At 68.4% G+C, this 18,931-nt stretch carries 16 protein-coding genes; 7 read left to right on the top strand and 9 right to left on the bottom strand.

Annotation, left to right across the window (positions count from 1 at the left end; genetic code table 11):
- Positions 1-190 precede the first annotated feature (190 nt).
- Both HUA76_RS26690 and HUA76_RS26685 read left to right on the top strand, forming a co-directional pair.
- Entirely contained in the window at positions 191-952 is a 762-nt protein-coding gene (locus tag HUA76_RS26690) for a hypothetical protein (protein ID WP_371823526.1), read from the top strand.
- Positions 953-1,060: 108 nt separating this feature from the next.
- A complete protein-coding gene (locus tag HUA76_RS26685) occupies positions 1,061-1,276 on the top strand; it encodes a DUF3185 family protein (protein WP_141645327.1) in 216 nt (71 codons plus the stop codon).
- A 34-nt stretch (positions 1,277-1,310) separates the two neighbouring features.
- On the opposite strand, the gene HUA76_RS26680 is transcribed toward HUA76_RS26685, so the two are convergent.
- The 5 genes from HUA76_RS26680 to HUA76_RS26660 form a co-directional block, all read right to left on the bottom strand.
- Positions 1,311-2,591: an MgtC/SapB family protein gene (locus HUA76_RS26680; protein WP_254614502.1), complete on the bottom strand. Its 1,281-nt coding sequence runs from the start codon at positions 2,589-2,591 to the stop codon at positions 1,311-1,313.
- Positions 2,592-2,625: 34 nt separating this feature from the next.
- Entirely contained in the window at positions 2,626-3,708 is a 1,083-nt protein-coding gene (locus tag HUA76_RS26675; RefSeq protein WP_174462437.1) for an aquaporin, read from the bottom strand.
- A gap of 160 nt (positions 3,709-3,868) precedes the next feature.
- On the bottom strand, positions 3,869-4,720 hold the full coding sequence (fghA, locus tag HUA76_RS26670; RefSeq protein WP_174462436.1) for an S-formylglutathione hydrolase: 852 nt from the start codon (positions 4,718-4,720) through the stop codon (positions 3,869-3,871).
- Positions 4,717-5,829: an S-(hydroxymethyl)glutathione dehydrogenase/class III alcohol dehydrogenase gene (locus HUA76_RS26665; RefSeq protein WP_141645331.1), complete on the bottom strand. Its 1,113-nt coding sequence runs from the start codon at positions 5,827-5,829 to the stop codon at positions 4,717-4,719. Before HUA76_RS26665 ends, fghA begins: the two co-directional genes overlap by 4 nt.
- Before the next feature lie 173 nt (positions 5,830-6,002).
- On the bottom strand, positions 6,003-6,788 hold the full coding sequence (locus HUA76_RS26660; protein WP_141645332.1) for a tetratricopeptide repeat protein: 786 nt from the start codon (positions 6,786-6,788) through the stop codon (positions 6,003-6,005).
- Between the two features lie 344 nt (positions 6,789-7,132).
- Here HUA76_RS26660 and HUA76_RS26655 point away from each other — a divergent pair, with 344 nt between their 5' ends.
- On the top strand, positions 7,133-7,879 hold the full coding sequence (locus HUA76_RS26655; protein WP_174462435.1) for a hypothetical protein: 747 nt from the start codon (positions 7,133-7,135) through the stop codon (positions 7,877-7,879).
- A gap of 89 nt (positions 7,880-7,968) precedes the next feature.
- On the opposite strand, the gene HUA76_RS26650 is transcribed toward HUA76_RS26655, so the two are convergent.
- On the bottom strand, positions 7,969-8,274 hold the full coding sequence (locus HUA76_RS26650; RefSeq protein ID WP_174456713.1) for a hypothetical protein: 306 nt from the start codon (positions 8,272-8,274) through the stop codon (positions 7,969-7,971).
- Positions 8,275-8,346: 72 nt separating this feature from the next.
- Here HUA76_RS26650 and HUA76_RS26645 point away from each other — a divergent pair, with 72 nt between their 5' ends.
- On the top strand, positions 8,347-9,255 hold the full coding sequence (locus HUA76_RS26645) for a sigma-70 family RNA polymerase sigma factor (protein ID WP_174462434.1): 909 nt from the start codon (positions 8,347-8,349) through the stop codon (positions 9,253-9,255).
- 51 nt (positions 9,256-9,306) lie between these two features.
- Here the strand turns inward: HUA76_RS26645 and HUA76_RS26640 are convergent, their stop codons facing one another.
- Complete coding sequence (locus HUA76_RS26640) at positions 9,307-13,149, bottom strand: G8 domain-containing protein (protein WP_174462433.1); 3,843 nt, start codon at positions 13,147-13,149, stop codon at positions 9,307-9,309.
- Between the two features lie 312 nt (positions 13,150-13,461).
- Between HUA76_RS26640 and HUA76_RS26635 the strand changes: the two genes are divergently transcribed.
- On the top strand, positions 13,462-15,009 hold the full coding sequence (locus HUA76_RS26635; protein WP_174462432.1) for an alkaline phosphatase: 1,548 nt from the start codon (positions 13,462-13,464) through the stop codon (positions 15,007-15,009).
- Positions 15,006-15,458 (top strand): hypothetical protein, encoded by a 453-nt coding sequence (locus HUA76_RS26630; RefSeq protein WP_174456708.1) that lies wholly within the window; start codon positions 15,006-15,008, stop codon positions 15,456-15,458. Before HUA76_RS26635 ends, HUA76_RS26630 begins: the two co-directional genes overlap by 4 nt.
- Before the next feature lie 15 nt (positions 15,459-15,473).
- On the opposite strand, the gene HUA76_RS26625 is transcribed toward HUA76_RS26630, so the two are convergent.
- Positions 15,474-16,700, bottom strand: coding sequence for a metallophosphoesterase (locus HUA76_RS26625; protein ID WP_174462431.1), 1,227 nt, complete (start codon positions 16,698-16,700; stop codon positions 15,474-15,476).
- A gap of 191 nt (positions 16,701-16,891) precedes the next feature.
- Here HUA76_RS26625 and HUA76_RS26620 point away from each other — a divergent pair, with 191 nt between their 5' ends.
- On the top strand, positions 16,892-17,662 hold the full coding sequence (locus tag HUA76_RS26620; protein ID WP_174462430.1) for an SDR family oxidoreductase: 771 nt from the start codon (positions 16,892-16,894) through the stop codon (positions 17,660-17,662).
- 48 nt (positions 17,663-17,710) lie between these two features.
- On the opposite strand, the gene HUA76_RS26615 is transcribed toward HUA76_RS26620, so the two are convergent.
- Positions 17,711-18,916, bottom strand: a complete 1,206-nt coding sequence (locus HUA76_RS26615) for an ABC transporter permease (protein WP_174462429.1) — start codon at positions 18,914-18,916, stop codon at positions 17,711-17,713.
- Positions 18,917-18,931 lie beyond the last annotated feature (15 nt).

The raw sequence follows: 18,931 nt of genomic DNA, 5'->3' as shown, positions 1-18,931 counted from the left end.
CGCGAGGCGCGCGACACCGTCCCCTGTCCCGTGTGAATTTTTCTCCAGGGACCTCGTCCTGAGCGTGCCCATGGACATTGACGGTCCATGGTCAGTCCTCCTGCACAGTCCCCCCGGAGATGACATGTATTCGCGCGCCCTTGTCTCAGCCCTGGTTGTCTTCGCTTTCGTCGGTTGTGCCGGATTGACCGTGACCACGACCTCGACGGGGCTCGACGGTAAGACCACCGTTCGCAGCTCGGACCCGGCGGAGCAGGCACGCATCGACGCGAAGGAGCGCGACAAGGAGGCCTACGCCAAGGCCATCGCCGAAGCGCCTCGGCGTTCGCCCCAGGACCCCATCCAGGTCGCCGTGTTCGAGACGACGGTCGCCGAAGCGCTCTCCAAGGCGCTCGACCGGAAGCAGCTCGACGAATCTCTCCGGCGCGAACTCTCCGCCGACCCCCTGTTGCGCATCGTGCCTGTGACGGGTCTGACTGGCAGCGCGGCGCGAATCGGTGCGTCGGATGAGGATCGCATCTCCGCCGCCCGTGAGAAGGGCATCTCTCCGGATGTGTGGGTCCTGCCGCATGTCATGCTGGAGGACGCGGTGGGGTCGAGCGGCGGGAGGCTTGTCTCCGTGAAGGCCTTCACGCTTCTCAGTGGCGTGGTGTCCGCGTACGGGACCGGCGCGACGCAGTCCAAGGAGCAGGGGACGGTCTTCCAGAACGCGCAGGTGGTGAGGAACGCCGCGATGAGCATTCGTGCCGCCGTCGTGGGTGGACTCGGGCCGAACCTTCCCGACCACGAAGCAGTGGCTGCGCTGCAGGAGGAGCGTCGGCGGAAGGCGGCGGACACCATCGCGGAGCAGGCTGGAATCCTCCCCGAGGACGACACCGCGACCCGGATGAGGAAGCTCATGGACCTGGCGAAGCAGCCCAAGCAGCCGGCTCAGTCGTCCGCGCAGGAGTAGGCAGGCGACGCCGTTGGGGGACGCCCATCCCCACGGCCCTCATTTCCACCGGGCGCTCTCCTGGGGCGCTATAACGCTCTCGGTTCAACTCGAGGAGTCACCGTGGGAATGATTCGGCTCGTGGGAGTGATGCTCGCCGTCGCGGGCGGCGTGTTGCTGTGGACGGGACTGAATGCGCGCGAGTCGTTGACCGAGCGCGCGACGCAGGCCCTCACGGGCAAGTACAGCGAGAACACCACGCTGTACATCGCGGGCGGCGGCGCCGCGCTGGCGGGCGGCATCCTCCTCGCACTTCTCGGCGGCGGCTCGCGCAAGCGTCGTTAGCCGCGGACCGACCCGCTCGACTCGGCCCCAGGGCTCAGGGGAACAGCCCTCCGATTCGGGTCTGGACGAAGGCCCCGGCGAGGCCCAGGACGAACACCGTGCCGAGGGCCCATCCCAATCGCACCGTGAGCGCCCGCTGCCCCGCCACTCGTGCCACCACCACGAAGCTGACGGCGGCGCTCGCGAGTGACGCGATGGTGGCGCCGACTCCCGCGGTGGTCGGTGACAGCGACCCATGCGAACTCAGTGACGCGGCCGAGGCCACCGCCGAGGCGCTCGACACCAGTCCTCCCAGCGCGCTCACCGCATAGAAGCCCGCGTGGCCCAGGAGGCTTTGCCCCACCGTGCCCACGACCTGGAACAGCAGCAGCATCGCTCCGAACTTGAGCGCGGACGTGAGCGAGAAGGGACTCTCCAGGGGCAGCGACGGCACGGCGGCCGTGCTGCTCGGAGTCTTGCGGGCCCTCACCAGCGCGAGCCCGATGCTCGACAGCAGGATGAGCGTGAGCGGCACCACGGAGTTCACCAGCGCCCGATAGGACAGGATGCCGAGCAGTGCGGCATTGCGCATCGCCATCGCCGCCGTGGCCAGCATGACGCCTCGATACGCCACGTCCTGGAGCCGTCCGTCCGTCTCCTTCACGCGATGGGCCAGCTCCGTCACCGTGACGGTGCTGTTGACGAGCCCTCCCAGGAATCCCGTCACCTCCACGCCGCGCGTGCCGAAGAGCTTGAGCAACACGTAGTTCACGAACCCCATCGCCGCGATGAGGATGACCGTCACCCACGCCACGCGGGGCACGATGAGCCCCCATGGGTCGACGGGCGCGGTCGGCAACACCGGGTAGATGGCGAAGGCGAGGATGGCCAGCAGGATGGCGGAGCGCAGCTCCTCGGCGGTGATCTTGCTGCTGAAGCCCGCCAGTCGCTCCTTCCATGTGAGCAGCCCCGCGCTCGTCACGGCCACCGCCGCGGGTGTCACCACATGCCCCAATCCACACAGCACTCCGGTGAAGCCGGTGACGAGGAGCGCGGCGGAGGTGGTCAGCTCCGCGCCCTCGTTCGCCCGCAGCGACTGCCAGTTCAGGAAGCCCACCAGCACACCCAGCAGGGCCACGGCGGTGATGGCGAACGGAGTGCCCAGCAGCCCGCCCATCGCCCCCAGCAGCGATGCGAAGCCGAAGGTGCGCAAGCCGGCCTCCTTGCCACGCCACTCGCGCTCCAATCCCACGAAGAGCCCCACGCCCAGGGCCAGCGTCAAGCGCATCAACGTCTCGAGCGGCGGCCAGGAGACGGCCGGCGGAAGTCCTTCCATCAAGGGTGAGCCTCTCCTTCGTCGAGCGAAGACTTCAGGTGGTGTGGCGTGGTGCCTCGTGCGCCGCGTCGCCCACGGCGTGCAGCCGGGACCATCCGCGCTCGCGCAACAATCGCTGGATGGGCTCGCGCAGTGACGCTCGGAGTCGCTGCACCTCATCCGCAGTTCCATCTTCACTCACGGGCACCCGCCAGCAAGCGCCGCCTCCCGCCAATGGAGGCGCATCCTCACCGGCCAGGACCAGCCGCACCACGAGCGGCGGCGGTCCGTTCGCATCCCCGTCACACGCGGCGCCATCCACCGTGGCCCGGGCCCGGTCCTGGGCGGAGAGGCCATTGAAGACCGTGACGGCCTGCTCGGCCACGGTCGGACGCGAGCACTGGAAGACGACACACCAGGGCCTGTGCGCGGGCTTCTCCGCGGGCATCATCAACCAGCGGAAGAGCAGCACGGCGAGCGTGGCGCCCAGCATCTGCGCGGCGACGAAGGACTCGACATCCATCGCATGCAGGGCGCTGGCGCGGGTGCTCACGGCGCGTGCGAGGATGAGCGCGGGATTGGCCAGCGAGCGCGAGTCGGTGAACCAGACAGTGGCGGCGGCATAGCCCGCGACGACCAGGGGCGTGGCGGACGGACGGCTGCGCACGCACCCACGCACCACCACCAGCAGGCCGAACGTGGCGACCAGCTCGGTGAGGAACTGCGCGGAGCTGGCCGAAGGCGCACGCGTCGCGATGAGCAGGGGCTCCCCGCACATGAGGTGGGCGACCAGCCGTCCGACCAGGCCACCGCCGAGCTGCGCGAGCACGTAGCGCGGAACGTCCCGCCACGGCGTGCCGTCCTCCAGCGCATCCGCGAAGGTGAGGGCGGGATTGAAGTGCGCCCCGGACAACGGCTGGAGCACCAGCGTGAGGCAGGCGAGGACGACGCCCGCGGCCAGGGACATGAAGAGGCGCCCGTCGGTGGCGCTCACTCCCAGGTGCTCCGCGCCGTGGTGGGCTCCTTCGAGTGCCACCACGAGCAGCCCGCAGCCGAGCGCTTCGACCGCGAGCCTCCGGGGCCGGTTCAGGCGCCCCGTGCCGGACGGTGTCGTCGTGGATGGAAGTGCACCCGTCATCGCCCGGCCCTCCAGCGGATCTCCCACCCTATGCCTCGACGAAAGGGTCGTCAAAGGCGGGCGCGAGGGCCCGAGCGAAAGCCGACGAGTGGTCGGGCTTGCTCGCTCGCGGAGGGCCCGGACGTGTCCGTCACCGGGCCCCCGCGAGGTGTCCGCGAGGCTACGCGTTCAGCGCCGCGGCGTGGTGCCGCAGGTGGTCCTCCATGAACGTGGAGATGAAGTAGTAGCCGTGGTCATACCCGTCATGGATGCGCAGCGTGAGCGGCTGCCCCGTGGCCTCGCAGGCCTCTTTCAGCAGCTCCGGCTTCAGCTGTTCCTGGAGGAACTTGTCGCCCGTGCCCTGGTCCACCAGCAGCGGAGGAAGCCGCGTCTTCGCGGAGCGGATCAGCTCCGTGGCGTCGTACTCGCGCCACGTGGCCGTGTCCTCGCCCAGGTAGCCCTTGAAGGCCTTCTGGCCCCACGGCACGCGCATGGGCGCGACGATGGGCGCGAAGGCGGACACGGAGCGGTATCGCCCCGGATTGCGCAGCGCGCACACCAGCGCGCCATGGCCGCCCATGGAGTGCCCGAAGATGCCCTCGCGGTCCTCCCGGGCGGGGAAGTGCTCGGCGATGAGCGCGGGCAGCTCCCGCGTGACGTACGTGCCCATGCGGTAGCGCGCGGACCAGGGCGCCTGGGTGGCGTCCAGGTAGAACCCCGCGCCCACGCCGAAGTCCCAGGACGCGTCCTCGCCGGGATAGCCCGCGCCACGAGGACTGGTGTCGGGTGCCACCAGCATCACCCCCAGCTCGGAGGCCACGCGCTGCGCGCCCCCCTTGATGAGGAAGGTGTCTTCCGTGCACGTGAGGCCGGCGAGGTAGTAGAGCACCGGCACCTTGCGCTCCCGCGCCTGCGGCGGAACGAAGACGCCGAAGCGCATGTCACCCCCGCACGCCTCGGACACGTGCTTGTAGAAGCCGACGGTGCCGTCGAAGCAGCGGTGCTGGCTCAGCAGTGTGGGGGCCGCCGTCATGAGTACTTCACCACGCTGCGGATGGACTCGCCCCGGTGCATCAGGTCGAAGCCCTGGTTGATGTCCTCCAGCTTCAGCGTGTGGGTGATGAGGTCGTCGACGTTGATCTTCCCGTTCATGTACCAGTCGACAATCTGGGGCACGTCCGTGCGGCCCCGTGCGCCGCCGAACGCGCTGCCCTTCCACACGCGCCCGGTGACGAGCTGGAAGGGCCGCGTCTTGATCTCCTGCCCGGCGCCCGCCACGCCGATGACGATGCTCTCGCCCCAGCCCCGGTGGCAGCACTCGAGCGCCTGGCGCATCGTGTTCACGTTGCCAATGCATTCGAAGCTGTAGTCCGCGCCGCCATTCGTCAGGTTGACGAGGTAGGGCACCAGGTCCCCCTCGACTTCCTTCGGGTTGACGAAGTGGGTGAGGCCGAACTTCTCCGCCATGGCCTTGCGCGCGGGGTTGATGTCCACGCCGACAATCTGGTCCGCGCCCACCATGCGCGCGGCCTGCACCACGTTGAGCCCGATTCCGCCCAGTCCGAACACGACGACGCGCGCGCCCGCCTCCACCTTCGCCGTGTACACCACCGCGCCGATGCCCGTCGTCACGCCGCAGCCGATGTAGCAGACCTTGTCGAACGGGGCGTCCTCGCGAATCTTCGCGACGGCGATCTCCGGCAGCACCGTGTACTGCGCGAAGGTGGACGTGCCCATGTAGTGGTGCACGCTCTGCTTGCCCAACCGGAAGCGACTGGTGCCGTCCGGCATCAGGCCCTTGCCCTGCGTCGCGCGGATGGCCGTACACAGGTTCGTCTTGCGCGACAGGCACGACTTACATTGCCGACACTCCGGCGTGTACAGCGGGATGACGTGGTCGCCCTTGCGCACCGACGTCACGCCCGGCCCCACGTCCACCACCACGCCCGCGCCCTCGTGGCCGAGAATGGCGGGGAACAAGCCCTCCGGGTCCTGCCCGGAGAGCGTGAACTCGTCCGTGTGGCAGATGCCGGTGGCCTTCAGCTCGATGAGCACCTCTCCCGCCTTGGGCCCCTCGAGGTGAACCGTCTCGATGCTCAACGGCTTTCCCGCCTCGAGCGCCACCGCCGCGCGCACGTCCATACACGAGCCTCCCTGTGAAGTTTTGAGGGGCGCAGCGTAATGCGCACGGTGCCTGGGGGGCACGACGGAATCACCCCGTGACCTCCAGGAAACGCTTCTGCCTTCGAGAAAAAACGAAGGGCCTGGAACCGGTGCGCGGTTCCAGGCCCTGGAGCTTCAGGAAGGCGAGGGGACTACTGCGCGTTCGCCGCCTGGGCCTTGGTGGCCTTCTGCGCGTCGCTGAACTTCTTGGTCATGTCCGCGAACTGGCCCTGGAACTCGTCCATCCGCTTCTGGTGCTCGGCGGCGCGGGCGTTCGCCTCGGCGACGATGGCCGGGTCCTTCGCGTTCTCGGTGGCCTCCGACAGCGCCATCTCCTTCTGCTGCCGCTCGTATTCCATGAGGCGGCCCATCACCACGCGCTTGTTGAGGTACGTGTTGGCGGAGTTGGGGTTGAGGGCGATGACCTGGTCGTAATAGTTGAGCGACTTCTCCAGGTCGGCCTTGACGATGGGCGCCGCCATGGAGCGCGCACCACCGCGCTGGGCGTAGATTTCAGCAATCCACCCGAGGGACGCCTCGTCCTTCGGCTCGAGCTTCAGGGCCTCGTTGAAGTACTTCTCGGCCGCTTCCGTGGCGCCGCCCTGCATGTTCATGCTGGCGAGCGTCCGGTACGTCTCGGCCTTCTCGGCCGGCGTGGTCTTCATCTCGAGGATCTTCAGGACGGCCTCGCTGGCCTTGTCCATCTCCCCGAGCTGGAGGTGGGCGAACGCCTTCTTCTCCCAGACCTTCTCCTGCTTGGGGTCCGCCTGGAGTGACAGCGCGTAGGCCGCGGCGGCCTCCTTGTACTCCTTCTTGCTCAGGTGATCGCTGCCCTTGATGCGGTGTGGCTTGGCGAGGTCCTCCTCGCCTTTACAGGCCACCGTGCCGCCCAGGGCGAGAACTCCGAACACCAGACCGACTCGTGCCAGTCGCTTCATGTGTGTGAACCTTTCGAGCGGGCCTGAGGAGTCGACCCCGGCCCCCTTCATCCTGCTGTCCGCTCATCGTGTGGGACCCGGCCTCACGGGTCCGAAAGCCCGGCAAGCATACCTGAAGTCCTGGCTCTGGCACCCAGGCCAAGCGCGCCTGCCCTCCAAGCTTTCGGGCTCCCTCCGGCCCCCGGCACCTCGACCAGCGGCCACCTGGCTCGGTCACTCGGGGTACGGGTCTCGGCGAGTCACAGCCAGGGCGCGGCGCTCGCTGCGTATGAACCGCGACAAGGCGCGGCGTCCGCACCCCGGCCGGGGGAGCACGTGGGGCACCCGTCAGGGGGAGTCAGGCGATGTGGAGCAAGAGGTGGGTGGGAGTCCTGATGATGGGGCTGATGGTGGGCAATGGGGTCGCGTGCAGCCCGTTGAGGCTCGCGGTCCCGGAGACGTTGGCGCGCGAGGCCCGTCCGGTCCCCATCGAGCGGCACCAGCGGTTCCTGGGCACGGGGGGCACTCTGTCCGCCGCTGGATACTCCGCGCTGTATGCCACCGATGCGGTCGAGTTCATGAGCGGCTCGCTGCGCAACGCCACCGCGTGCGAGCGGAAGTCGGCCTATCGCTTCACGCTGGCTTCAGAGGTGCCGTCATCCCGTCCGACGAAGGTGGAGTGCCAGGAGAAGATGACGGGCGTGCAGGCGGAGCTGGAGGCGTTGAAGGGGCAGTTCACCGTGGGCCGCGGCCAGAGCCGTGTCCTCTGCGAGCTGGAAGGGGGCGGGCGCGTGGAGCTCACGCAGTCCGCGGAGCGCCAGAGAGCCGTCACGGAGGCCCCGGTCGTACGAGGGCAGGCGCAGGTGGGCGAGGTGCGCTTGAGTGTCCTGAGCGCCAGCCAGTCCCAGCACGGATTGCCGGTGTCCTATCTCGGCTTCCACCTGCTCCGCGATGAGCGGACGGTGGCCTCCGTGCAGGTGGTGAAACCCGCGACGCTGTGGATGGCACCGGACCTGTCGGCGGAGGAGCGCGATGCCGTGGTGCTCACCGCCTTTTCGCTGATGCTCCAGCGCGCGTGGACCCCGGAGGGTCCGCTGGACTGCGACGTGTAGTGTCTCGCGGAGTGTGGGTTCCGGAGTCCCGGCGATGGGCCCACCCTTGGACCCACGCCGGGGCCTCCATCGGTCCGCCTCGAGTCTCGTTACGGGGCGCTGCCGTACGAGCCGATCCGCTCGACGGGTAGCGGCTTCGGCGGCTCACCCACGGCCCAGCGGGCCACGGTGGCTTGCAGCGCTCGGGCCGCCTCGATTCCAAACAACGGATTCTCGATGCCTTCATCCAGGTCGAGCAGCGCGATGAACTCGGTGCTGCCCGCTCGATGAAAGTATGAATAGCGCAGGCCCTTGGGCTGCTGTGCCCTCACGGCCTCGAACGCGGCCTGGACCGCTCGAGTCACCTCTTCGACACCTTGTTCCGCCACCTGGTAACGCACCATCAGTACAGGCATGACCGGCTCCTTGTTCTCGCGTCGTTCATCGCGTCTCTCGCTATGATGAATGGCGCGGATGAAAGGTGACCGATGGCGAATCACTCCGAGTTGGCCGAGCAGTTCGACCGGTCCCGCCGCCACCTGCGGGCGGTCGCGTTTCGCATGCTCGGCTCCGCGGACGAGGCGGACGACGCGGTGCAGGAGACCTGGCTTCGAGCCAGCCGCTTCGATGCCCGTGCCGTCGTCAACGTGGCGGGCTGGCTGACCACGATTGTCGCGCGCGTGTGCCTGGAGTCGCTGCGCTCGCGCCAGCGACGGGGTGAGGAGTTTTTCGACGTCGCTGAACTCGACCGGGTCATCGCCCACGATGCCGAGGCGCATCCGGAGGGTGACCTGGTGATGGCGGAGTCCGTCGGGCTCGCGCTGCTCGTGGTGCTCGACGCGTTGGGGCCCGCGGAACGCATCGCGTTCGTGCTTCATGATTTGTTCGGCGTGTCTTTCGAGGAGATCGCCGGGATTGTCGAGCGCTCCCCTGTCGCCGCGAAGAAGCTGGCGAGCCGTGCCCGTCAGCGGGTGCGGGGCACGCCCACGGTTTCCGCCGCCGAGCTCCGCGAGCAGCGAGAGGTCATCGACGCCTTCCTCGCCGCTTCACGCGCGGGGGACCTGGAGGCCCTCCTCGCCGTGCTGGCGCCGGACGTCGTGCGCCGTGCGGACCGTGCCGCGCTGCGAGGTGAGGAGGAGACCGAGGTTCGTGGCGCCCGCCGCGTCGCGGAGGAGACGCTCACCAACTCCGGCCGAGCGCGCTTCGCCCGACCCGTCTTCGTGAATGGCGCCCTGGGCATCGTCGTCGCGCCGCTTGGGCGGCCGCTGCTCGTCCTCGAAGTCGAACGCCGAGGCGACCGCGTCGCGGCGTTCAACGTCATCAGCGACCGGGCCCGTCTCCGTCAGCTTCGATTCTCCGTCGTCGACCCCGTCCCCACCTGGGCATCTCCCGCGTGAACCGCCCAGGTGGGTGAGCCCACCTTCCCCTTGAGCCGGGAAGGCGGAGCGCTACGGCGCCGTCGCTCGAATCCAGTCGATGTCGAACGCGATGCCCGAGCCCGACACCGGGTCCAGGCGCAGGTCGGTGATGGTCCCATTCCAACCGGGGACGCCCTGCATGTTGAACGTGAGCGTCTGGTACGTGCCGCCGCCGGAGTGGCCCACGGTCGCCACGCGCGCGCCGGAGAACCCGGGTTGGGTGTCGGTGGCGAAGAACAACTGGACGCCGGTGGGCGCGAAGGACCGCATGTGGACCCGGAGCGTCGCCACTCGGCTGGCGTCGAAGTTGTAGTCGCTGTTGATGAGTATCGCGTCGGCGCTGCTGGAGGTTCCGGTCAACACGCCACCGCTCACCGCTTGTCCCGCGATGTTGGTGCCCACCCAGCCTTCGGTGTCACCCAGCGCGTTGAACTCCACGGAGAGGTCCGAGGCGTCGAAGGCGTGCCGGTTCGCGCCAATCTCCACGGAGTCCGGCATCCTGTCTCCGTCCGTGTCGAGCGGTGGAACCACGAAGTCCGTCATCCAGGAGATGATGAACCCCTGGTAGCTGTCCGTGGCCACCGCCTTGATGCTCAGGTCTCCGCCCGGCTGCAGGTAGTACCCCGAGGCGGTGGAGGCACGGAGCGCGGCGAGGGATTCGCGAGGGGGAAAGTTCCCCTGATTGGTAAAGTACGAGAGCCCCCCCAGCTTTCCGAAGTCCTTGAAGTGGGCGATGTACGAGTCACCCGGGGTGGCGTCCACCATCTGCATCAGCACTGACTTGTTCGATGGAAGCGACTCGTAGGCATAGGTGTACTCATAGCCCTCGTTGACGATGACGGGCAGTTGATGCCATTCGCGGTAGCCGTCGACGTAGTAGACGTGCTCGGTGTTGGTCCCCGCCTTCCTGCGCGTGCAGGTGAGGTTGGGGCTCAGTTGCAGGTTCTCGTCGTAGTAGAGCAGGGAGAGCACGAACCGGTGGTCGCTCCGGTATGCGTACTCCCAGTTCGGCGGCTGGTACTCGTCTCCCACGAGCATGAACGGATGGTTGGACACGATGGCCGTGTTGGGCTTGCCGGTGATGCTCCCCGTGAGGTCTCGCAGCACGGTGGACCAGACGCGCGGGTGCTTGGGGTGCCCGGCGTGGGTGCCCGGCGTGGGTTTGCCCGTGGCGTCGCACAGCGTGCCTGATTCGTCGCAATAACGGATGCGGGGTGGCCCGGCGGGGGACATCGTGTTCCGGAGGAACGTGTGGTTGGGGTGCTTGATGGCCGCGCCCGTGTTCATGAGGAAACTGGCGTTGGCCGCGGTCCACCCGACGAAGTGGGAGTCGCGGACCTGCCCCGCGCCGTCATAGACGCGGTAGGCGGTCCGCTCGCCGCTCACGAGGTTCTCCCCTGAGTCCGCCACGAACAGGCTCTGCTCGACGATGCTGTAGCTGGCCATCATGGTGCCGACGGTGTTGTCGACCATGATGTTGTTGCGGAAGACGAGGTTGTTGGTCGAACCCCCGGCGCCAATCCCCGTGTAGAGCGCCATCGCGTTCGCGTACCACGTGCCGTCCTCGATGAGGTGGAGGTCCGGGTTCAACCAGCCGTGGTTCGGCTCGATTTCATGGTCAGGGCTCAGCCTGTCGAAGATGTCGAACGCGCTCATGGTGCTGTGGGCGCTGTTGCCCTTGAACGAAATCAACGGGAGCGTCCGGACGGGCATGTCCTGGAATCGCGAATCCCCCGCGGACTGGCCCATGGGCTTGTCGGGGAACGCGAACCAGAACCCCGTGCCCTCGGTTCCCGCCGCGACGTTGTCCTCGAAGGTGTTCTGGGGATTGGTGATCCAATAGCTGGCCGGCGTGCGGTTCTGGACGGCGTTGAATTGGTTGTCGGAGGGGGTGACCTGCTCTCCGGGCGCGGGACGGCGGGTGAGCAGCGTCACGTTGCGCTTGATGACGTTGAAGCGCTCGCTGCCGTCTTCCAGGAACACGCCGTGGCCGATGTGGTCATGGAAGAAGTTGTTCTCCACCAGCGTGCTCTCGGTGCCGTGGATGGTGATGGCGCGGTTGTAGGAGTGGTGGATGCTGGAGTTCTTGAAGTACTGCCCGGCGCCCTCGGCGCCCAGCATGTGCCAGTGGAACGGGTAGCGCCCCAGCTTCGCCTTCTGGCCCATGTTGAAGAGCTCGACGCCGCTGATGAACGCGCGCGAGCTGCCCATGATCATCACGTGCCCGCCGAACCCGTTGGCCGCGGACGTGGAATCTCCCTGCACCTTGATGTTGTGAGTGAGCAGGCCCACCTGGGCGCGCAGGTCCGCGGTCCACGTGCGTGAGCCGTTGGAATAGGACTTCTGCACGCCGCTGTGTGCGTGGGAGAGCGGGCTCGTCAGGGTGAGCCGCGTGTTGGTTGCGTCGAGGGACTGGATGACGCGCTGCTCGGCCTCGTTCCAGTTCCGGGTACTGGACACGACGACGATGACGTCGCCCTGCCGCCAGTTGACGGGCTGCTTCAGGACCAGGCTGTTGCTTCCCGCGCTCACATTCCCCTGGAGCTGCGTCCAGCTCACCCGTTCCTCGCCATGCAGCCGGACGGTGGCGTTGGTCATGGCGCCGAGGAACTTGTCGCCCATTCCCATCACGTCGAGCGTGGGCTCGGATGCGTTGAGCGTGATGACGGCGGTGCTGGGGTAGGGCGTCAGCTCCTGGCCCAGCTCGAACAGGGAGCCTGGGCCCATCACCATCACATACCGCGTGGTGAGGGACACGGGCCGGTTCTGGACGCCGAGCACCTCGCCGCTCACCACGACGGCCCCCGGGGTGAGCGTGCCCTGGAGGCTGACCGCGCTGCCGAGGCCCACGGTGGCGGTGTCACTCGCCGTCGGCACCGCGCCGCCCCAGACGTAGGCATCATTCCAGTCGTGGACCATCTCCATCCGGAGGTCATCCACCAGCCCCGTGTGGTCTCCCGGAGACGTGTCCTCACCGAGCACACTCACCGTGACGGGCCCGGCGTTCAGCGCGAGCACCGTGGAGACGTGCTCGGTGTACTGGATGCTCCCGAGGCGGAAGTGGCCGACCTCCGTGCCATTGACGGTGACGCGGACGTCCTTGGCCGGGGGCTGGGTCGGGTCATTGGCGCGCAAGGCGGCCCTCAGCCGGAAGCGGTAGTAGCCCGTGCGCGGAAGGGTGACGGCGGTGGTGGCCGTGGCCCCGCCTTGGAGGAAGAGGACCTGAGCGCCCTCGGGCGCGGCGGGATTGGCGACGGTGAAGGCGCTCCCGTTTCGTGCGAGGCCCGCGCCCGCGGTGAAGCTCCAGGGGCTTCCCGTGGGCGCATAGACAAAGCCGGGGCTGGTGGGGATGGCGGGCGATTCGAAGCCGCTGATGCTGATGTCCCTCACGCGCGACGCCCTGAAGTCATCCACGAAGGCGGTGTCCCCGCCCTGGGGTTTGAGCCCGCGCAGTTCGACGGTGTGGGGCCCGGAGGTGAGCAGCACCGGTCCAGCCGTGAGCCGTTGGTACGTCGCGCCGACGGGGCTCACGGTCAGGATGGCCGTGCCGTCAACGAGCAACTGGACGCTCTGGGCGCTGGTCGGGTCGTTTCCGCGCTGCGCCGTGGAGAAGCTGAAGACGTAGTAGCCCGCCGTGAAGTTGAACGCGCGTGACGCCGTTCCCGCGGCCTGGAGGACGAGCACCTGCGCGCCTTCGGGCGCGTTGGGATTCCCCGACGTGAACGCCGTGGCGTTCCGGGAGAGGCCCGCGCCGCCTGCCAGCGTCCAGCCAGAGCCGGCGGGGGCGTAGGCGTACCCAGGTGAGGCGGGGAGGGCAGGCACCTCGAACGTTCCGTTGGGCACCGTGAACGCGGTCGCCGACGCGGAGCTCACGGCAGCGGCACTGGCTTCAAGCGCGAAACACAGCGTCAATGAGAGAAACAGTTTTTTCGGATAAAGCTAGGATGTCCGCATGGGCGGATTTATGGCTGTCATCACGGGGCGTCGTCAAATGGGTGGGGGAGTCGTCGCGAGTGCGGGCTGCTTCGCGTCGCTGACTTGACACGTCATACGTGCGTCCGGAATTCGCGACTCTTGTCGGAGGTCTCGTTCATGCGTGGCTTTCGGGTGGCGGCGGTGGTGCTGGATGCCTGGCGGAAGTGGCCCTAGTGTGAGGGCCGGTTCCTTCCTCGGAGCGTGCTCACCATGACTGTCCTCACTCGACGAACCGTGCTCCAGGGGCTCGCCGTCACCGCCGCGGGCTGTGCCTCGACGCGCTCGGTGCGCGCGCCACGTCCCGGGCCGGCGCTGCCCCTGGGCGCGCAGATGGGAGACCTGCGCACCGGCGCCGTCACCGTCTGGGGCAAGGCGGACCGGGCCTCGCGGCTCGTGGTGGAGTGGAGCGAGGACTCCCGCCTCGTGAAGGGCGTGCATCGCGTGGAGGGCGCCGCGCTCACCGCCGCGACGGACTTCACGGGCGTGGTGGACCTCACGGGTCTGCCGGCGGGGCGCGAGGTCTTCGTGCGGGTGCTCGCGGAGGACGGCGGCGTCACCGGCGAGGAGTGGCGCGGGCGGTTCCTCACGTCACCGGACTCGGCCAAGGACGTGTGCTTCGCGTGGAGCGCGGACGTGTGTGGCCAGGGTTGGGGCATCAACCCGGAGTGGGGCGGTTATCGAGGCTACGCGGCCGTCCATGCGCTGCGCCCCGACTTCTTCCTGCACGTCGGCGACGCCATCTATGCCGACAACCCCCTGCTGCCGGAGGTCGTCCTCCCGGATGGGCGCGTGTGGCGCAACAAGGTGACTCCCGCCAAGTCGAAGGTCGCCGAGACGCTGGAGGAGCTGCGCGGGAACTTCGCCTACAACTTCCTGGACGACTCGCTGCGAGCCCTCGCTCGCGACGTGCCCATCGCGTACCAGTGGGATGACCACGAGGTGCGCAACAACTGGTATCCGGGGCGCAGCCTCGCGGACGACCCCCGGTACACGCAGGTCTCGGACGAACGGGTGCTCGGCGCGCGAGCGCGTCAGGCGTTCTTCGAGTATTCGCCCGTGGGCGGCGCCGCGCGAGCCGAGGGTCGCATCCATCGCCAGCTCTCACAGGGGCCCTTGCTGGATGTCTTCATTCCAGACGTGCGCGCGTTCCGGGCGCCGAACTCCGTCAATCGGCAGGAGCAGCAGGGACCGGAGACGACGTTCCTCGGACGCGCGCAGCTCGACGGACTCAAGCAGTCGCTGGCGGCCTCCCGGGCGACGTGGAAGGTGATTGCGACCAGCATGCCGCTGGGGCTCATCATCCCGGCGGAGAAGCTGCCAGATGGCGCCTACCTCATGGAGGCGTGGGCCAACGGTCCGGGTGCCCCGCTGGGACGCGAGCTGGAGCTGGCGGAGTTGTTGTCCTTCCTGAAGGAGCGGAAGGTGCGCAACGTGGTGTTCGTCACCGCGGACGTACACTACCCGGCGATGCACCACTATCACCCGGACCGCGCGCGCTTCCGCGACTTCGACCCGTTCTGGGAGTTCGTCGCGGGTCCGCTCAACGCGGGCACTTTCGGCCCCAGCCCGCTCGATGAGACCTTCGGCCCGGAGGTCAAGTGGCACAAGCCGGCGACGGTGATGAACGCGGCACCGTGGGAAGGACAGCAGTACTTCGGCAGCGTCCGCATCCAGGGCGACAGTGGCGTGATGACCGTCGCCATCCATGACCTGACGGGCAAGGCGCTGCACTCCGTGGAACTGGAGCCGAACCGATGATGCTCATGCTCGTCGTCCTGCTGGTGGGCTTTGTGTCGGCCGTGGTCGTCGTGCTCTCCATGAATCGTCCGGCAGGGCAGGTGGAGTCGAAGCGCTCGGAGCTGGAGGTCTGCCAGCACTGTGGTCAGGCGCGGGAACTGCTCGACGAGGAGATGGATGACCTCCATCTGAATGATGAGCAACGCCGGCAGGAGCAGAGCGGTGCCGTCGACTATCACGTCTGGTGGTGTGGCTCCTGCGAGGACGGCGTGGTGACGCGCAATTCGCGGTTCATCCAGACGGTGGGCGTGTGCCGTGCGTGCAGCGGGCGCGCGGAGCAGTCCATGCGAACCGTCGTCCCCGCCACGGCCGCCCGTGGCGGGGAGCTTCAAGTGGAGCTGGCCTGTCAGGGCTGTGGCCACCTCCAGCGGTTCTGGCGCTACACGCCCCGGGCTTCGTTGGCGAAGTGAGGGCGCACGTGCCCGCTACGTGGTGAGCACGAGCTTGACCAGCTCCGGGGGACTGCCGACGCGCATGGGGGGCCCCCAGAAGCCACAGCCCCGGCTCACGTAGATGTGGGAGTCCTGGTGCCGGTAGAGACCGGCCGCGTGCTCCCATGCGAGGCCGATGAACAGCGTCATCGGGAGGAGCTGCCCGCCGTGGGTGTGGCCTGAAATCTGGAGGTCCATCCCTCGCTCCGCGGCCACCTTGAAGTTCGCGGGCTGGTGCGCGAGCAGCACGGCCGCCCGGTCCGGCGCCCGTCCCGCGAGCGCCAGGTCCAGGTCGTAGCCCTTCTGGTTGCGCCGTCTCCAGCCGCTCCAGTCGTCCACGCCGACCAGGTCCAGCGAAGCCCCCGCATCGCCGATGCGGACATGGCGGTTGCGCAGCGACTGGATGTCGAGCGTCTGGAGGAACGCCGTCCACTCCGCGTCACCGGAGTAGTAGTCGTGATTGCCGGTGACGAAGTAGCTGCCGTACCGGGAGCGCAGGGCTCCGAGCGCGGCGACGGCGCCTCCCAGCGTGGGCACGTCCCCGTCCACCAGGTCGCCGGTGATGGCGAAGAGGTCCGGCTTGAGGGCGTTGGCCTGACGCACCAGCTCGTCCATGAACCTGCGCTGGATGAAGGGGCCCACGTGGATGTCCGTGAGCTGGACGATGGTGAGCCCATCCAGCGCTCGCGGCAGCTTGGGAATCCTGACGGCGAGCTCCGTCACCAGCGGCGGTGCATAGGCGCGCCAGTTCCCGTACGTCGCCAGCCCTCCGCCCGCGAGCGCGGCGCCTCCCGCCAGCGCGCGCCCCAGGAACTTCCTCCGCTCCTCGTCCACCCGGAGTTCGACGTCTGGCGGAGCCTCCGGCACGGCGGCCGTGGGCGTGGGTGGTGGGGCCGCGTAGCGCCGTTGAATATGCCGTCCCAGGCCGACGAGGGCGCGGAGGAGGTCCGTCGCTCCGAGCGCAATCACCAGACAGAGCGCCACGCCCATCCACGTGTACGTGGTCACCGTCGCGATGCGTTCGAATCCCTCGGGGAGGGCATCCAGCACGGTGCGCCGCATCCCCAGGAGCAGCGTCAGGAGGCCCAGCACGACCAGGGCCACGAACCGGGCCGCGCGACCCCGCACCAGCTCACGGACCAGCCGCCGGTAGATGTACAGGTGGCCCAGCACCGCGCCGAGCCCGATGAGCATCGAGAAGGAGAAGATCCTGAACGGCATGTGCGAGCGACCCGAGGCGAGAGCGGACGAGAAGGGTAACACGGTGCCCACGCCATGGCCGTCCTGGTGACAGGCCCGCGCCCGGGTCCTCGCGATTGAACAGAGTCCTCGGCTTCATCGCCGGGAATCCGCCAGAGTCTTTTCGGGCAGGTAGATTCCGTGGGGCAGGCGAGCGTCACGAGGGGACACGCATGGACAAGGTCATCGTCATCACGGGGGCAAGTGGGGGAATCGGGGCGGAGCTGGCCCGGGTCGCGGGGGCGCGTGGAGCGCAGCTGGTGCTGGCCGCGCGGCGTCGGACGGAGCTGGAGGCTGTCGCCAACCGTTCCGGCCGCGACTCGCTCGCCGTCGTCACCGATGTGACGGCTCGCGCGGAGGTGGAACGACTTCGTGACGCGGCGCTCGAACGCTTCGGTCGCATCGATGTCTGGGTGAACAACGCGGGACGCGGCATCACCCGCTCCGTGGCCGAGCTCACCGACGCGGACCTGGAGTCGATGTGGCGCGACAACGTGCACAGCGCGCTTTACGGGATGCAGGCCGTCCTGCCGCACTTCCAGGCGCGCAACGCCGGACAGATTCTCAACGTCTCCAGCACCCTGGGACGGCTGCCCGTGGTGCCCCACCGCTCGGCGTACAGCGCGGCCAAGCACGCGTTGAATGCGCTGAGCGCCTGTCTCCGACTGGAACTGCGCCAGACGCACCCAGGCATCTCCGTCACGGTGGTGATGCCCGGGGTCGTGGCCACGGAGTTCGGCTCGAATGCGCTGGGCGGTGGGCCGGACTCGCGCGCGCTGCCCGGGGCCCAGCCCGTCGAGGAGGCCGTGGAGGCCATCCTCGACGCCATCGCCCACCCGCGTCCGGAGGTCTTCACGAAGGCGTCCACGCAGGCCGAGGTCGAGCGCTACTACCACGACGTCGCCGCGTTCGAGGCGGACCCGGGCGCGCGTCCCGGGCGCTGAGCGGAGTGTGACGCCCGGGGGCAGTCGGGTTGCTCCCGGGAGAAGGTGTCATTCGTAGCGGAGCGATTCGATGGGCGCGAGGCTCGCGGCGCGGCGCGCGGGCCAGATGCCGAAGAACACGCCCACGGACGCGGAGAAGGCGATGGCCACCACGATGGCCTCGGGGGCCACCACCATGGTCCATCCCATGAGCTTCTGGAGCACCGCCGCGCCCCCCACTCCCAGCACCAGTCCGAGCGTGCCTCCGGCCAGACACAGGACGAGGGACTCGACGAGGAACTGGAGCAGGATGTCCGTGCCCGTGGCCCCCAGCGCCTTGCGCAGACCAATCTCTCGCGTCCGCTCCGTCACCGAGACGAGCATGATGTTCATGATGCCGATGCCTCCCACCAGCAGGGAGATGGCGGCGATGCCGGCGAGCAGCAGCGAGAAGGTCTGCGTCGTCTCCTGCACCGTCGCGAGCAGCGAGGCCTGATCTCGGATGTTGAAGTCGGCCGGCTCCTCGGGACGCAGGCGGTGCTCGCGCCGCAGCTTGAGGTCGATCTCCGCCATGGCGTCGTCCATGGTCTTCTCGCTCATGGCCTGCACGGCGATGGAGCGGATGCGGTCACTGCCCATCACCCGGAACTGCGCGGTGGACAGCGGGATGTAGAGGCTCTCGTCGGGGTTGGAGAAGCCCTGGGAGCCCTTCTCCGCCAGCACTCCAATGACCTCGAAGGGAATGCCTCGGATGCGAATCGTCTCGCCCACCAGCGAAGAGGCGTCGCGAATCCCCAGCTGCCCGCCCGCCAGCGCCCCCAGCACCACCACGCGCCGCCGACCCCGGTCCTCCGCGTCGGTGAACATCCGGCCCGCGACGACGCGGGACTCGTTGATGCCGAAGTACGCCGGCCACGTGCCCACCACCGACAGGTTCGCGTTGCCCGCGCCGTACTCCACCTGGAAGCGCGACTCGATTTCCGGCGCCACGGCCTGGATGTGTTTGGCGTTGGTGCGCAGCGCCTCCGCGTCGTCGATGGTCATCGACGCCTGACCTCGACCGAGGCCGCCCGAGAAGGACTGGCCGGGGCGCACCGTCAGGACATTCGTCCCGAGCGTCTTCAGCCGCTGCTCCACCGAGCGCTGGGCTCCTTCGCCCAACGCCACCATGGTGATGACCGCCGCGATGCCGATGACGATGCCGAGCATGGTCAACAGCGACCGCAGCTTGTTGGCGAGGACCGCGTCGAACGCCACAAGGATGATTTCACCCATGACCTGCCTCCTCCT

Source organism: Myxococcus sp. CA056 (assembly GCF_013336715.1).
Lineage (GTDB): Bacteria > Myxococcota > Myxococcia > Myxococcales > Myxococcaceae > Myxococcus > Myxococcus llanfairpwllgwyngyllgogerychwyrndrobwllllantysiliogogogochensis.
Note: the sequence above shows the minus strand (reverse complement) of the source record. Positions and strands in the feature narration are given on the sequence as shown.